We start from the raw sequence: 14,640 nt of genomic DNA on the forward strand, positions 1-14,640 counted from the left end.
CCGTGTGCGCACGACCCGCCGTGGCGCGGCGGAGCGGGTGGGACGGCGGAGCGGTGGTGCCGTGGCGCGGCGGTGCGGTGGGACGGATCAGCGGTGGGGCGGATCCGCGGTCGGGCGGATCAGCTCGCGGCCTGCTCCGCCATGCGGCGGCGCAGGCTGGCCGGGCGCATGTCCGTCCAGATCTCGTCGATGTGCGCGAGGCACTCCTCGCGGCTGCCTTCGGTGCCCTCGGCGTGCCAGCCGGCCGGGAGGTCACGGTCGGCCCACCAGACCGAGTACTGCTCCTCGTCGTTGTGGACGACGCGGAAGGCGGCCGGGGCGGACTGCTGTTCGGACATGGATGACATGGATGTCTCCTGGAGAGGCCAGATGGCTGGATAGGTGGTCGTCGGACGTCACACGGAGGTGGTGAGGGGGGTCTCCCAGAGGTGGGAGACGGATCCGAAGTGCCGGGTGACCCAGGCGTCGGAGTAGACGGTGTCGAGGTAGCGGTCCCCGCCGTCGGGGAAGACGAGCACGCAGTGCGAGCCCGCCGGGACCCGGTCGGCGAGTTGTTCCAGGGCCGCGACGACGGCTCCGGAGGAGGCCCCCGCGAGGACGGCCTCGCGCCGCACCAGCCGGCGGCAGGCGGCGACGCTGTCGAGGTCGGACACGTGGACCACCTCGTCGGCCAGGGTCAGGTCGGCGAGCGGCGGCCGGATGGCCGCGCCGTGGCCGGGGAGCAGCCGGGGGCCGGGCGGGTTGCCGAAGATGGCGCTGCCTTCGGCGTCCACGCCCACGACGGTGGTGTCCAGTTCGTGCGCGCGGATGTACTCGGCGCAGCCGCGCAGGGTTCCGAAGGTGCTCACGGCGGAGAAGAGGTAGTCGACGCGGCCGCCGAGGGCGCGGTCGATCTCCTCCATCGTGCGGTGGTGCGCGATCGGGTTGAGCGGGTTGGTGTACTGGTTGGGCCAGTAGGCGCCGGGGAGCAGCTCGGTCAGCTCCCGGACCCGGCGCAGCCGGGCGGGCAGGAACTCGCCGGTCTGCGGGTCGGGTTCGGTGACGATCTCCACCTCGGCCCGGTACGCCCGCAGGAGCGCGATGTTGCGTGCGGTGGTGCGGGCGTCGACGACGCAGACGAAGCGCAGGCCGAAGCTGCGGCACAGTTGGGCCAGTCCCACTCCGAGGTTGCCGGAGCTGGACTCGACGACCACCGACCGGGCGGGTTCGAGTTCGCCGGCGGCGACCTTGTCCGCGAGCAGGCGCAGGGCGGTGCGGTCCTTGATGCTGCCGCCGGGGTTGAAGCGTTCCATCTTCGCGTAGATCCGGGACCGGAAGTCCGGCAGGAGCCGGTCCAGTGCCACCAGCGGGGTGGAGCCGATGGTCTCGCGCAGCCCTTGGGCGAGGGCGCGTCGTCCAGGCCTCATGAGTGGCGGCTCTCCCCGGGGAGGAAGCCCTCGACCTCGACGCCCAGCCCCTTGGCGGCGGCCTCGGCGTGGACCCGGGAGGCCAGGGCGATGTCGAGGGCGCCGAGTCCGAACGGGGAGTAGACGAGGGTGCGGGACGGGTCGCGGCGGAAGGAGGACGGGTCGCGCAGGATCCGGCCGATCTCGGCGTCCACGAAGTCCCGGTTTCCGGTGGCCTGTTCCGCGAGGTGGATCGAGGTCTGCTCGCGGCTGACGTGGTCGGTGTCGTCGGTGACGTTCTGCGCGGCGAGGATGTCCTCGACCTCGATGTCGCGCAGCGAGACGTGCAGGACGGTGGATCCGGGGGCGAGCGGCGCGAGGTCCAGGTGGGGCGCGGCGGCGGTGGTGGCGAGGGAGACCAGCCGGTGGGCGGCGAGGGCCTCGCCGACCGTGTCCGCGACGGTCACCGCGAGGCCGGGTCCGTGGAACTCGGCGGCTCGGCGGGCGAAGAGCGCGGCGCGGGCCGGGTCCTGGTCGTATACGGTGACCCGGCGCAGGAGGGGGAGTTCCGAGCGCAGGAAGCGCAGTACTTCCCGGTTGATGACCCCGCAGCCGATGAGTGCGGCGCCGTGGGTGTCCGCCTCGGCGGTGAGCAGCCGCGCGGCGACGGCCGCGCTGGCGGCGGTCCGCTTGGCGGAGATCACCGAGCCCTCGACCAGGGCGGCCGGACGGCCGGTGCCGGCCTCGTTGAGGATGATCGCCGCACTGGCGCGTTCCAGCCCCAGTTCGAGATTTCCGGGAAAGGACGATATCCATTTCATCCCGGCCGCGGGCTCGTCGCCCCCGACGAACGCGGGAAGTCCGATGATGCGATCACGCGGGGCGTCCGGAAAACGCAGGAATATCGAGTGCGGCAGTGTGGTGCGGCCTTCGTCATGGGTTCTGTACGTCGTTTCCACGACGTCGACCACGAGGCGTTCCTGCCCGTCCAGTATCTGCCGGACGTCGGCGTGACGCAGAATCAGCATGGTGTCGCATCCTTATGCTCGAAGTTCTCCGGGCAGCGGTCCCCGCCGGCCGGAGCGACGATGACGCAGTTCGATCCGGCGGGAATCCGGTGGGCCAGCTGGAGGAGTGCCGCGGCGGCGGCGCCCGCCGTGGAATCGGCCAGCAGTCCCTCGGCGCTCAGCAGCCGTTCCCGCATGAGGGCCGCGTCCTTCTGGTCGACCCGCACCACGTCGTCGACGCCGAAGGGGATCGACAACGGGCCGGTGGGCACCGGCCCGGGCCCCCGGCTGACCCCGACGACGGTGGTGCCCAGTCCCTGGATCCGGGCGAACTCGGCGCAGCCGCCGAGGGTGCGCGGGTAGGTGAGATCGCACAGGACCAGGTCGACCCGGTCCTCCAGGGCCTCGGCGATCTCCCGCATGGTGTCGGTGTCGTCCTGCGGCCACACGGGGGCGGCGCTGGTGCTGAGCCGGAACGCCTGGGCCACCGTGGCGGTGATCTCCGCCATCCGCTCGCGGGCGGTGCCGGGGGCGAGGGCCTCGTAGCGCGCCCCGTAGGCGGTGAGGAGCGCGGGGAAGGGGTCCGGGGCTCCTCCCTCCAGCAGGGCGAGGAAGTCGAAGCCGTAGTAGCGGCACACCTGCGCGAGGGAGACGGCGAGTTCGGGGGTGCAGATCTCGACGGCGAGCGAGCCTTCCGGGACTCCCGCCCCGCGCCGGATCACCTCCCGGACCAGGGAGAGCGCCGTGCGGTCCTCGATGCTTCCGCCGGGGTTGTGGCGCTCCATCTTCATGAAGACGCGGGACGGGAATCCGTCGAGGAGGCCGGTCAGCTCCACCAGCGGGGTGCTCCCGATGGTGGAGATGATTCCTCGGTGTACGGCCTGGTTCACTCTTTCCCTCTCTCTCCCTGGACCGCGGGGATTCCTGGACCAATGTGCGGGCGGTCTCTACCAGCCATCTATGCGAAACCCTGCGTCCGCCTCCCCGTCCGTCTCCCCGTCCGTCTCCGGGAGGTGGTGGTGGACGACGGGGCCCGCGCCGGCCGCTTCCTGTGCCACCGCCCCGAACAGGGGCGCGGCCAAGGGGAGGTCCTCGACGCGCCAGACCGAGGGACCGGTGGGCTCGGCATGGCGGACCAGCGCCGTGGGGCGGGAGTCCGGCCGTACCTCGACGCCCGGCAGGTCGACGACGATGCCGACGCCGCTGGCCTTGAGGACGGCTTCCTTGCGGGTCCAGCAGCGGAAGAAGGCCTGCCGGCGGGAGTCCCCGTCCGGCCTGCTCTCGATGTGGGCGAGCTCGGAGCGGGACATGACCAGGAGCGAGGACTCCTCGGAGACCTCGGTGGCGCCGCCGTCCTCGATGTCCACCCCGACCTGGCGGCCGGCGGAGACCGCGAGCAGCCAGTGGGCTCCGGACCGCGAGAGGTTGAACTCCAGCGCGCATTCGGGCCATTCGATGCCCGGCCGGCCGTGGGGGGCTCCTCCGCAGCGCGGACAGGCGCGGCGGCCGATGATCAGCGCGGCGGGCTCCACTCCGGTGTACCGGGCGAGGATCCGGCGTACGGCGGCGTGGACGCCCGCGTAGTGCACGCCGGCTCCGGCGGCCATGCCGCGCAGCTGTTCGCGTTCCTGCGCGCAGAGCACGGCCCGGTCGGCCGGTGACAGCAGGCCGGGGGCTCGGCCCTGCCAGACGTGGACGGCTCCGGTGTCGAGCAGGTTCTGGTGGAGTGCGGTGAGCGCCGGGGACCGGAGTGCCGGCGGGGTCCCTGACGTGCCCATCAGCCGGACATCGCCACGAGGACCCGGCGGGCGCCGGTGAAGGGCCGACGGCCGTGCGCCAGCAGGACGTTGTCGATGAGCAGCAGGTCGCCTTCGCGCCAGTCGACGTCGACGGCGGCGTCCAGTGCGCGGTCGCGGATCTGTTCGATGAAGGCGGTGGGGATGGGCCTGCCGTCGGCGAAGGTCACGGACTGGGGCAGGTCCTCGGCCGGCATGATCGCCGCGAGCTGCGCGGCGGTGTCGTCGCCGAGCCCGGCGGGGTGCCACTGGTCGGCCTGGTTGAACCAGACCTCGGCGCCGGTGACCGGGTGGCGGGTGGTGGCCGGGCGGTGCTGGGCGATGCGCAGTCCGCCGTCCGCCTTCCAGGTCCATTCGGCCCCGGAGGAGAACAGGAAGGTCTCGACCTCCTCGCGCTCCTTGGTCTCGAAGGTGTCCTGCCAGCTCTTCCCGAGGCCGTAGCCGTCGTGCAGGTTCTGCAGGTAGCGGACGCCGTCGGCGAAGGCCTCGCGGACTTCGGGGTCGAGCGCGCCGAGCCAGCGGGCGGCGTCGAGGACGGGGGTGGCGCCGCCCGTCGCGGCGGCCTTCTCGCAGTAGAACGCGAGCCGGGTGGGCCACTGGTGGGCGTAGCTCATCTCGTTGTGCATGGAGATGGTGAACTCGGGCGGGTACTCGGTCGAGGTGTAGACGTTGCCGCCGACCTTCGTCCGGGGCGAGTTGCCGTGGACGTAGGCGAGCCGGTTGGGCAGCAGCAGGTCGAGGACGTCCGGGAGGCCGTCGGGGGTGATTCCGAAGCCCCGCAGGACGATTCCCTTCTCCTTGGTGAGCAGTGCGGCCAGGCCCTCCTCGCCGGCGGTCTCGGCGAGCTGCCCGGCGAGCCGGTCGCCGCCGGCCCCGTCGGCGATGATCTCCAACGGGGCCCAGGACCCCGCCCTGTCTTCGGCCGTGCTCTGCATGGTCGGATCCCTCTCCTCTGCGCACGTGTTCGTCTGGCGTAGCCGCAGAGTCGGCCGGGGAGCATGCCGAAACCTATGCGGCCGCTACAGCGCCGCTCGGCGGCGCCGGTCCGCTGCGTACCGGTCAGGCGGAGGCGCCGCCGTCGACGGCGGGGCTGCTGCCGAAGGCCTTGACCGCCTGGTAGTAGGTCCACGCGGTGGAGTCGCACGAGGCCTTCTTGACGGTGGAGTACCCGGAGCAGACCCGCTTGAGGTCCGCGTACAAGGCGTCGTCGAGGCGCGGCTTGTTCGCGGCGAAGGAGCCCGCCGCCTTGTAGTTGCGGTAGCCGAAGTCGTGGCGGGCGCAGGCGGTCTTGAAGGGGAATCCGAACGGATTGTCGGGGGAGGAGCTGCAGTAGTCGGTGGACCAGTCGAATCCGTACGAGGACCAGTCGCCCTGCGAGGCACGGGCGGCGAGCCAGGTGTTGTAGCTGGCCGCGCTGGTCTGGGTCCAACTGCTCAGCACCTGGGGCTTGTCGGCCGGTGCGGCGGTGGCCGGGCCGGCGAATGCGACAATGCCGGTCATGGCGGTGGCGGCAACGGCGGCGAGGCGACGGCGCATCAGAATCCTCCAGCGGACGGGGCTCCGGGATTTCTCCGGGGCGGGCCACCAGACTGGAGGAGACGGATATCGCGGATCCCCGTCGCAGCTATACGGAACCTTTTGACGAATGACTGTTCCATTTGCCCGAAGCGCACGAATACAGCACATTTGATGAAGTGATCAACCTGGATCTACCGGCCGGTAACTGATCACATTGGCGGGTGCGTCGGGGGGATCGCGCGAGGATTTTTGAGACCGGGGGGACCAGGCGATGCGAGAGGTCGTCTTCAGGCTTTTGGGGCCTCTCGACGTGCAAGTCGACGGAAAGTCCCTGCGGCCGGGCGGCGCCCGGCAGCGGACCGTGCTGACCATGCTGCTGCTGTCGCCCGGCCGGATCGTGTCCGTCGACAGCCTGATCGACGCCGTCTGGCCGGACGCCGCCCCGACCACCGCCCGCAACCAGATCGCCATCTGCGTCGCCGGACTGCGCAAGGTCTTCGCCGCCGCGGCGGACGCCGCGGGGCTGATCGCGACCTCGCACCCCGGCTACGTCCTCAACCCGCTGGAACACCGCATCGACTCGGTCGTCTTCGAGGACCGGATCCGCCAGGCGCGGGAGCTGAGCCGCGGCGGCCGGACCGCCGACGCCTGCGACGGCTTCGCGGAGGCCCTCTCGCTGTGGCGGGGCCGCGCCCTGGACGGCATCACCGGATCGCGGATCGAACAGGAGGCCGCCCGGCTGGAGGAGCTGCGGCTGGACGTCCACGAGGAGTACGCGGGCCTGCGCCTCCAGCTCGGCCGGCACCGCGCGCTGATCCCCGAACTCACGGCCCTGGTGACGGAGCATCCGCTGCGCGAGCAGGCGCGGGCGCATCTGATGCTCGCCCACTACCGCTCGGGGCGGCGGGGCGACGCCCTGGTCGTCTACCGCGAGGGCCGCAGGCTGCTCGTCGACGAGCTCGGCATCGAGCCCGGCTCGGTCCTGCAGGGGCTGCACGAGCTCGTGCTGAACGACTCCCCCGAGCTCACCCAGCCGCGCGCCAACCCCGCGCCGGCGCCCGCCACGGCCGCCGCCGCCCAACTCCCGGTGGAGTCGGCCTCGTTCACGGGGCGCGCCAAGGAGCTCAGCGACCTCGACCGGATGCTGGACGAACGGCTGGGCCAGTCGCCGCTCACCATGGCCGCGATCAGCGGCATAGGAGGTGTCGGCAAGACCGCCCTCGCCGTCCAGTGGGCCAACCAGATCGCCGCCCGGTTCCCCGACGGCCAGCTCTTCACCGACCTGCGCGGCTACGACGAGACGTACGAACCGGTCTCCCCGGCCACCACGCTCGACCGCTTCCTGCGCGACCTCGGCGTGCCAACGCACCAGATCCCCGCCGATCCGGGCGACCGGGCCGCGCTCTACCGCAGCGTGCTCGGCGGCAAGCGCGTACTGATCGTGCTGGACAACGCCCGCTCCTTCCGGCAGATCCAGCCCCTGCTGCCGGGCAACGGGCGCTGCTGCGTGATCATCACCGGCCGCGACCTGATGGACGACCTGATCGGCGACTACGCCGTCCTGCGCATCGGCCTGAACGCGATGGCCCCGCAGGAGGCCACCGCACTGCTCGGGGAGGTGGCGGGCGAACAGCGGATCGGCGCCGACCCGGGCGCCGCCGAACGGCTGGGGGCACTGTGCGACGGGCTGCCGCTCGCGCTGCGCATCGCCGGGGCGCGGCTCGCCGCGAAACCGCACTGGTCGGTGCGGAGCCTGGTCGCCCGGCTGGAGGACCAGCGGCGGCGGCTGGACGAGCTGAGCCCGGGCGAGGGCGGGGTGCGGGCCGGCTTCCGGCTGAGCTACCGCGATCTGCCGGGGCCCACACGGCAGTTGTACCGCCGGCTGGGCCTGCTGACCGTGCCCGACTTCGCGGCCTGGGTGGGTGCGGCGCTGATCGACGTCGCCCCCGTCGACGCCGAGGACCTGATCGAGCAGCTGGTCGACGCGCAGCTGCTCGAAGTGGCGCCGTCCTCGGGGCCCACCACCCGCTACCGGTTCCAGGACCTGCTGCGGCTGTTCGCCTGGGAGTGCGCCCAGGCGGAGGAGAGCGAGGAGGACCGCGGGGCCGCGCTGACCCGGGCGTACGGCGGCTGGCTGGGCCTCGCGGACACCGCGCGCCGGCGCACCTACGGCGGCAACCATGCGATGGGATACGGGCGGCTGGCCCCGTACGCGCTGCCCGCGGCCCTGGTCGAGGAGCTGATGGCCGATCCCATGGAGTGGCTGGAGTCCGAGCGCACCGCGCTGGTCGACGTGGTGCTCCAGGCGGCGGGCTCGGACCGGTCGGCCGGCTACGCCTGGGCGCTGACGGTGAACAGCACCACGCTCTTCGAGGCCCACAACTACCTGGAGGCGTGGCGGTCCTGCGCCGAGCAGGCACTGGCCGCCGCGGTCCGCACCGGCGACCGTCTCGGCGAGGCGACGATGCTGCGCTCGCTGGGCACGCTGGCGATCTACCAGCGCCAGTACGAGGAGGCCGAGCCGGTGCTGCTGCGGTCCGCGCGGCTGTTCGAGGCCTCCGGCGAGGTGCACGGCCGGGCCGTGGCCCTGCGCAACCTCGCTCTGTGCGCCCGGTTCTCCGGCGATCTGGAGGGCGCCGCCAAGGACGCGCGGGAGGCGCTGGAGGGCTTCCGGGCGACCGGCGACACCGCGGGCGAGTCCCATGTCCTGGGCCTGCTCGCCCAGCTGGAGCTGGAACGGGGCAACACCGCGGCGGGGATAGCGCTGTGCACGGACGCCATCGCCAAGAGCCGGGAGGCCGGCAGCGTCCGGGGGGAGACCCAGAACACCTACCGGCTGGCCGAGGCGCTGCTGAGGTACGGCGACGCGGCGGGCGCGGAGGAGACCTGCTTCACGGTGCTTCAGCTGACCCGCGAGGACGGCGACCGCCTCGGGGAGGCGCACGCCCTGCGCGGCATCGGCGAGGCGCGCTGGCGGCAGGGCCAGTGGGACGCGGCCCAATCCGTGCTGCTCCAGGCACTGGACGTGGCCAAGGAGGTGTCCGACCGGTTCCTGCGCGCCCGGATCGAAACCGACCTGGGCCTGGCCCTGGCGGTACGGGGCTCCGCCGACGCCGAGCGGTGGCTCACCTCGGCACGGGCGGTCTTCGAGGAGCTCGGCGCGGTCGTGTGGCGGGAGCGGGTGGGCGAGGCCCTGCGGGTGGTCACGGCGGCGGGGTCGGACCCCGTACCGCCGGAGGGGCTGGTCCGCGTCCTGGAGGCCTGAGCGGCGGGGGCCGCGGCGGCCCGGGCCGCCGTCCGCGCCCCGGGGCGGTCAGGTCCAGGGGACCTCGGTGTCGCCGGCCCCGGCGATCACACGGGGGACCGGCCCGGTCCAGGGCACCTCGTCCTGGACCCCGGCGGTGCCGGGGGTGAGCAGTTGCCCGCTCGCCGTCGCCTCTCCGGCCGACCCCGCCGTCAGCGCCAGCGCGGCGACCACGGCGGAAAGAAGGGCAGCGGGGGCGGTGCGGGTGCTTCGCATGCGTCGTCTCCTCATCGAATCCACTTCGTTGCCGCTGCGGTCGGCGACAAGCAAAGACGCTAGGGAGCCGCGCTGTCGGGGCGATGTTGTGCCGATGGAGGCAGGGTCGTGGAACGCCCGTGCGCCGGAGCTATAGATCTCCGATAGGCGCGTGTACGAGCCTGGTGCGTCCAGCCTCAGGACCGCCGTCCGGAAGGGAGAGCGCACATGCCGCGCAGCGCCGCCGCAGATGCCCGAGTCCGAAGCCTCGTCGTTCTCGGGGGCGGCGCGGCGGGCTGGATGACGGCCGCCTACCTCGGCAAGGCGCTCCAGGGCACGGTCGGGATCACCGTGCTGGAATCCGCTTCGGCTCCGCCGCCCGGCCTGGGCGTGGCGACCGTACCGAGCCTGCAGCACTCCTTCTTCGACTTCCTCGGCATCAACGAAGAGGAGTGGATGCGCGAGTGCGACGCCAGCTTCCAGATGGCCGTCCGCTTCGTCAACTGGCGTACCGGGGGCGGGGGAGAGGCCCGGCCCCGCCCTCTGCCGCTGCCCTCGCAGGGCCCCGACCACTTCTATCACCCCTTCGGGCTGCTGCCGGACTACGACCAGACCTCGCTGTCGCACTACTGGTTCAAGCGCATGTTCGAGGGCACTACGAAGGAGCCCTTCGACTACGCCTGCTTCCGCGAGCCTCCCGTGATGGACGCCAAGAAGTCCCCGCGCTGGCTCGACGGGCGGACCGCCACCCGGTACGCCTGGCATCTGGACACCGGGCTGATCGCCGGCTTCCTGCGCGACTTCGCGGTGGCCAGGCTGGGGGTGCGCCACGTCCGGGGCGAACTGGCCGAGGTGGTCAAGGACGGCCGGGGCTTCGTCACCGCCCTGCGCACCGAGGACGGCGCGATCCTGGACGGCGACCTGTTCGTGGACTGTTCGGGCTTCCGGGGGCTGCTCGTCAACGAGGCCATGGGAGAGCCGTTCATCGGCATGGAGGACCACCTGCTGTGCGACGGCGTGGTGACCGCCGACGTCCCGCACGACGACGCGGCGCACGGGGTCGAGCCGTACGCCTCCGCCATCGCGATGAAGGCCGGCTGGACCTGGAAGATCCCGATGCCGGGCCGGTTCGGCACCGGATACGTCCACTCCAGCCGCTTCACCACGCGCGAGGAGGCCACCGAGGAGCTGTGCGCGCTGTGGGACCTGGACCCGGCGAGGACGCGGGTGGAACACACCCGGCTGAGGGTCGGCCGCACCGAGCGGGCCTGGGTGAAGAACGTGGTCGCCGTCGGCCCCTCCTCCTGTTTCCTGGAACCGCTGGAGCCCACGGGCATCCACTTCATCACCACGGCGGTCCAGCAGCTGGTGCGGCACTTCCCGGACCGCACCTTCCGGCCCGCCCTCGTGGACCGGTTCAACCGGGAGATCCGGGTGATGTTCGACGACACCCGCGATTTCCTCCAGGCGCACTTCCACTACGCGCCGCGCGACGACACCCCTTTCTGGCGGGCCGGCAAGGAGCTGGAGCTTCCCGAGGGCATCCGGGAGAAGGTCGCCGCCTACCGGGCGGGCCTGCCCGTCGACGCGCCGGGCACCGACGAGTCGGCGTACTACGGCCCGGTGTCCGGGAGCCGTTCCACGTGGACGAACGGCAGCTACTACTGCGTGTTCGCCGGACTGGGCCTGATGCCGGACGCGCCGATGCCCGCCCTCGCGCACAGGCCCGAGTCGGTGGCCGGCGCGGAGCCCCTCTTCGACACCGTCAAGCGCCAGCAGCGCAACCTCCTGGAGACGCTGCCCAGCACGTACGAGTACCTCCGCCAGCTCCACGGCCGGACCCGGTCGGCGGGTTCTATGCTGCCGGGATGATCAAGCCGATTGAACTCGTCATATTCGACTGCGACGGAGTGCTCGTCGACAGCGAGCGCATCGCCGCGCGCGTCCAGGTCGCCCTCGGCGCCGAGTTGGGCTGGCCGCTGACCGAGGGCGAGGTCGTGGACCGGTTCATCGGGCGCTCGCACGCCGCCATCCGCGAGCAGGTCGCCGACCGGCTCGGCCAGGACGTCGCCGCGGTCTGGTCGGAGCGGTTCGAAGAGCTCCACCGCGAGGCCGTGGATACCGGGCTCACCCCGGTCGACGGCCTGCCGGAGGCGCTCGACGCGCTCGCACTGGCGACCTGTGTCGCCTCCAGCGGCTCCCACGACAAGATGCGGCACACCCTGGGCCGCACCGGACTCTACGAACGGTTCGCGGGCCGCATCTACAGCGCCACCGAGGTCTCCCGCGGCAAGCCCGCGCCCGACCTGTTCCTGTACGCGGCCCGGCAGATGGGCGTGGACCCGCAGGCGTGCGTGGTCGTGGAGGACAGCCGGCCCGGCGTCCTCGCGGCCCGCGCGGCCGGCATGCGGTCCTTCGGCTACGCGGGCGGGCTGACCCCGGGCGAACGCCTCGAAGGCGACGGCACCGTCGTCTTCCACGACATGCGCGACCTGCCGAAGCTCATCGCCGAGCGGTAGCCGCCGTCCGGTCAGGCCTCGGTGCCGGTTCCGGTTCCGGATTCGCGGGCGGCGTGGCGCAGCACTTCCTGCGAAGGGGGGATCCGCGGGGCGGGCCGGCCGGGGCCGGCCAGGTGGCGGTGGACCACGGCCCGGTACGCCGTGATCAGCACGATCAGCAGGCTCATGGCCCACAGGACGTACGCCGTGTGGTCGTAGGCGTGTCGGCCCGCCCACCAGCCGGCCGCCGAGAGGCCGGCGCCGATCACGAAGCCGTCCAGGATTATCCGTTGCCTGCCGTGCGAGGCCATCCGCAAGTCCTCCAAGTCCCTCCGGGTGACCTTCAGGATCCCACCGGCCTCCGGCGATCACGCGCCCCCGGGGGTGAATTGCCCCTCGGGGGTCAGTGCGGGAGGCGCAGGGCCAGGCCGTCCAGGATGACTTCCAGGCCGTACGCGAACTTGGCCTCGCGGATCGCGGCGGGGTCGGCGATCTCGGTGGGTCCGAAGGACTCGGTGAGGTGGTCGTGGCCGGCCGCGGCTTCCTGGGCGGCGGGCATCAGGCGGGCGACGAAGCCGGCTTCGGTCTCGCCCGAGCGGGCGATCGTGGTGAGCCAGGCGGCCTCGGTGGTGCTCATCCCGATCACGTAGGTCAGCACGGTGTCGATGGCGCGGGTGGGTTCGGGGAAGCCGGCGGCCGTGAACAGGGCGGCCAGCCGTTCGGAGAAGGACATGAGGTTGGGGCCGAGGTAGGCGAGTCCGGCCTGACCGAGGACCGAGGCCAGCCAGGGGTGGTTCAGCGCCGTCGTACGGAAGGAGGCCGCGGCCGCGGTGACGGCGGTGCGCCAGTCCCCGCGGGCCGAGTCCGGGGCGGGGACGGTGATTTCGGCGACCACCTCGTCCACGGCGAGCTCCATGAGCTCCTCCTTGGTCGCGACGTGCCGGTAGAGCGAGGTCGCGCCGGAGTTCAAGCGGGCGCCGAGCTTGCGCATGCTCAGCGCGTCCACGCCCTCCGCGTCCAGCATGAGCACCGCCTCGCGGACGATCGCGGCCCGGCTGAGCGCCGGCCGCTGGGGCTCGCGCGGGGCGCGGGTCCACACCGACGGGATGGGGGACTTGGCCGCCGCCTCCTCGGGTGCCTCGGGGCTGGGGGTGGCGGTGGGCTTCCTGGGCATGGCGGTCCCTTCCTCTGCTTCCTCCGTGCGTACGGCGTTCGCATTGAGCGTACATGGATGAGCTCTTGCGCACACTGTTCCGCTCTGCGTACAGTGTGCGCATCGAAGGAACAGTGTGCTCAGGCCGGAAGGAAAGCCCTCATGGAAACCCGTGATCCGCGTCGCTGGTGGATTCTCGTCGTGCTGTGCCTCAGCACGCTGGTCCTGGTCGTCGACAGCATGGCCCTGACCGTCGCGGTGCCGTCCATGACCGCCGACATCGGGGCGGGCGCGCAGGACACCCAGTGGATACTCGACTCCTACATCCTGGTCTTCGCCGGGCTACTGCTCACTTCGGGAAGCCTCGGCGACCGGTTCGGGCGCCGGAAGGTCATGATCATCGGCCTGCTGCTCTTCGGGGCGGCCTCGCTGACCGCGAGCTTCTGCACCACTCCGGGCGAGGTGATCGCCGTACGGATCGCGATGGGCGTCGGCGGGGCGCTGATCATGCCCTCGACCCTGTCGATCCTCATCACCGTCTTCGACGAGGACGAGCGCGGCAAGGCGATGGCGGCCTGGGGTTCGGTGTCCATGCTCGGGCTGGTCGGCAGCCCGGTGCTCGGCGGCGTGCTGATCGACCGCTTCTCCTGGCACTCGATCTTCTTCATCAACGTGCCCGTGGTCGCGCTGGCCGTCGTGGCGGCGCTGACCCTGATGCCGGAGTCCAAGGGCCCGTGGCAGAAGCCGGACCCGCTGGGCGCGGTGCTGTCGGCGGTCGGCATGACCGCCCTGATCTGGTGGATCATCGAGCTCCCGCAGCACGGCGCCTTCGGCGGACGCTCCGCGCTCACCCTGGCCGTCGCGGTGCTCGCCCTCGCCGGGTTCGTCGTCTGGGAGAACACCACCGCCGCACCGATGGTGCCGCTGGTCCTCTTCAAGAACCGCGACTTCAGCGGCGGTTCGCTCTCGCTGACCCTCGTACAGATCGGCAACGGCGGCCTGCTGCTGGTGCTCACCCAGTACCTCCAGTCCGTCCTCGGCTACTCCCCCGTCAAGGCGGGCCTGGCCTTCGTGCCGCTCGCCGTCGCCGCGCTGATCGGCAACGGGGCCGGGGCCGGGCTCGCCGCGAAGATCGGCAACCGTCCGCTGGTGGTGGCCGGCATGGTCGTCATGGCGAGCTCCTTCGCCCTGCTGACCACCGTCTCGGCGGACACCGGGTTCACCGTCCCGGCCGTCGCCCTGGGCCTGCTCGGCCTCGGGGCGGGCCTGGCGATGCCGGCCGCGGTCGGCGCCCTGATGGGGACCATCCCGCAGGACAAGGCGGGCGTCGGCTCCGCCCTCAACGACACCATCCAGCAGGCCGGTACCGCGCTCGGCATCGCCATCCTCGGCTCGCTCCTGACCAGCGGCTTCACCCGGCGGATGCCGGCCGGGGCCCCGGAGGAGGCGAAGCGGTCCATCGGCGGGGCGCTGGCCGCGGCCCAGGGCGACGCGGGGCTGGTGCGGGCCGCCCGGGAGGCCTTCACCTCCTCGATGTCCACCACCTTCACCATCAGCGCGATCGGCGTCCTGGCGGCGGCCGTGCTGGCGGGCGTCGTGATGCGGGGCGGCAAGGCGGGCGGTGCCACGGAGGCGGCCGGGGCCGACGCCGAAGCCGAAGCCGCGGAGAGCGAGCTCGCCGCCTGACCCGACTGACGGGGGGGGGGGGGGGGGGGGGGGGCGGGGGGGGGGGGGCCGCGCCGCCCCCCGCAGAGGCGGCGGCGCGCCGCCACCCCAACCCCGAG

14 protein-coding genes are annotated in these 14,640 nt (G+C 72.4%); 4 read left to right on the top strand and 10 right to left on the bottom strand.

All coding sequences use genetic code 11. From position 1 onward, the window contains the following. Positions 1-119: 119 nt before the first annotated feature. The 7 genes from ACFXDJ_RS20235 to ACFXDJ_RS20265 form a co-directional block, all read right to left on the bottom strand. A complete protein-coding gene (locus ACFXDJ_RS20235; protein ID WP_384650578.1) occupies positions 120-338 on the bottom strand; it encodes an MbtH family protein in 219 nt (72 codons plus the stop codon). A gap of 57 nt (positions 339-395) precedes the next feature. Then, positions 396-1,406 (bottom strand): 2,3-diaminopropionate biosynthesis protein SbnA, encoded by a 1,011-nt coding sequence (gene sbnA, locus ACFXDJ_RS20240; RefSeq protein WP_384650560.1) that lies wholly within the window; start codon positions 1,404-1,406, stop codon positions 396-398. Next, positions 1,403-2,413: a 2,3-diaminopropionate biosynthesis protein SbnB gene (sbnB, locus tag ACFXDJ_RS20245; RefSeq protein WP_384650558.1), complete on the bottom strand. Its 1,011-nt coding sequence runs from the start codon at positions 2,411-2,413 to the stop codon at positions 1,403-1,405. The genes sbnA and sbnB overlap by 4 nt, the downstream gene beginning before the upstream one ends. Next, entirely contained in the window at positions 2,407-3,282 is an 876-nt protein-coding gene (locus tag ACFXDJ_RS20250) for a pyridoxal-phosphate dependent enzyme (protein WP_384650556.1), read from the bottom strand. Before ACFXDJ_RS20250 ends, sbnB begins: the two co-directional genes overlap by 7 nt. A 57-nt stretch (positions 3,283-3,339) precedes the next feature. Next, on the bottom strand, positions 3,340-4,170 hold the full coding sequence (locus tag ACFXDJ_RS20255; RefSeq protein WP_384650554.1) for a 4'-phosphopantetheinyl transferase family protein: 831 nt from the start codon (positions 4,168-4,170) through the stop codon (positions 3,340-3,342). Further along, complete coding sequence (locus ACFXDJ_RS20260) at positions 4,170-5,123, bottom strand: TauD/TfdA family dioxygenase (protein WP_384650552.1); 954 nt, start codon at positions 5,121-5,123, stop codon at positions 4,170-4,172. The genes ACFXDJ_RS20255 and ACFXDJ_RS20260 overlap by 1 nt, the downstream gene beginning before the upstream one ends. Positions 5,124-5,247: 124 nt before the next feature. Continuing rightward, entirely contained in the window at positions 5,248-5,724 is a 477-nt protein-coding gene (locus ACFXDJ_RS20265; protein WP_384650550.1) for a phospholipase, read from the bottom strand. Between the two features lie 292 nt (positions 5,725-6,016). Here ACFXDJ_RS20265 and ACFXDJ_RS20270 point away from each other — a divergent pair, with 292 nt between their 5' ends. Next, the gene (locus ACFXDJ_RS20270) at positions 6,017-8,971 is read left to right on the top strand and encodes a BTAD domain-containing putative transcriptional regulator (RefSeq protein ID WP_384650548.1); all 2,955 of its coding nucleotides are present in this window, start codon (positions 6,017-6,019) and stop codon (positions 8,969-8,971) included. Between the two features lie 48 nt (positions 8,972-9,019). Here the strand turns inward: ACFXDJ_RS20270 and ACFXDJ_RS20275 are convergent, their stop codons facing one another. Then, entirely contained in the window at positions 9,020-9,226 is a 207-nt protein-coding gene (locus ACFXDJ_RS20275; RefSeq protein ID WP_384650546.1) for a hypothetical protein, read from the bottom strand. Positions 9,227-9,433: 207 nt separating this feature from the next. On the opposite strand from ACFXDJ_RS20275, the gene ACFXDJ_RS20280 reads away from it, so the two are divergent. Next, positions 9,434-11,077, top strand: a complete 1,644-nt coding sequence (locus tag ACFXDJ_RS20280; protein ID WP_384650544.1) for a tryptophan halogenase family protein — start codon at positions 9,434-9,436, stop codon at positions 11,075-11,077. Continuing rightward, positions 11,074-11,724 (top strand): HAD family hydrolase, encoded by a 651-nt coding sequence (locus ACFXDJ_RS20285; RefSeq protein WP_384650543.1) that lies wholly within the window; start codon positions 11,074-11,076, stop codon positions 11,722-11,724. Before ACFXDJ_RS20280 ends, ACFXDJ_RS20285 begins: the two co-directional genes overlap by 4 nt. Positions 11,725-11,735: 11 nt before the next feature. On the opposite strand, the gene ACFXDJ_RS20290 is transcribed toward ACFXDJ_RS20285, so the two are convergent. Both ACFXDJ_RS20290 and ACFXDJ_RS20295 read right to left on the bottom strand, forming a co-directional pair. Beyond that, entirely contained in the window at positions 11,736-12,014 is a 279-nt protein-coding gene (locus tag ACFXDJ_RS20290; protein WP_384650541.1) for a hypothetical protein, read from the bottom strand. Positions 12,015-12,106: 92 nt separating this feature from the next. Further along, positions 12,107-12,877, bottom strand: coding sequence for a TetR/AcrR family transcriptional regulator (locus ACFXDJ_RS20295; protein ID WP_384650539.1), 771 nt, complete (start codon positions 12,875-12,877; stop codon positions 12,107-12,109). A 141-nt stretch (positions 12,878-13,018) separates the two neighbouring features. On the opposite strand from ACFXDJ_RS20295, the gene ACFXDJ_RS20300 reads away from it, so the two are divergent. After that, the gene (locus ACFXDJ_RS20300; RefSeq protein WP_384650537.1) at positions 13,019-14,542 is read left to right on the top strand and encodes an MFS transporter; all 1,524 of its coding nucleotides are present in this window, start codon (positions 13,019-13,021) and stop codon (positions 14,540-14,542) included. Positions 14,543-14,640: the final 98 nt, after the last annotated feature.

The sequence above is a fragment of the Streptomyces sp. NPDC059443 genome, from assembly GCF_042750105.1.
Lineage (GTDB): Bacteria > Actinomycetota > Actinomycetes > Streptomycetales > Streptomycetaceae > Streptomyces.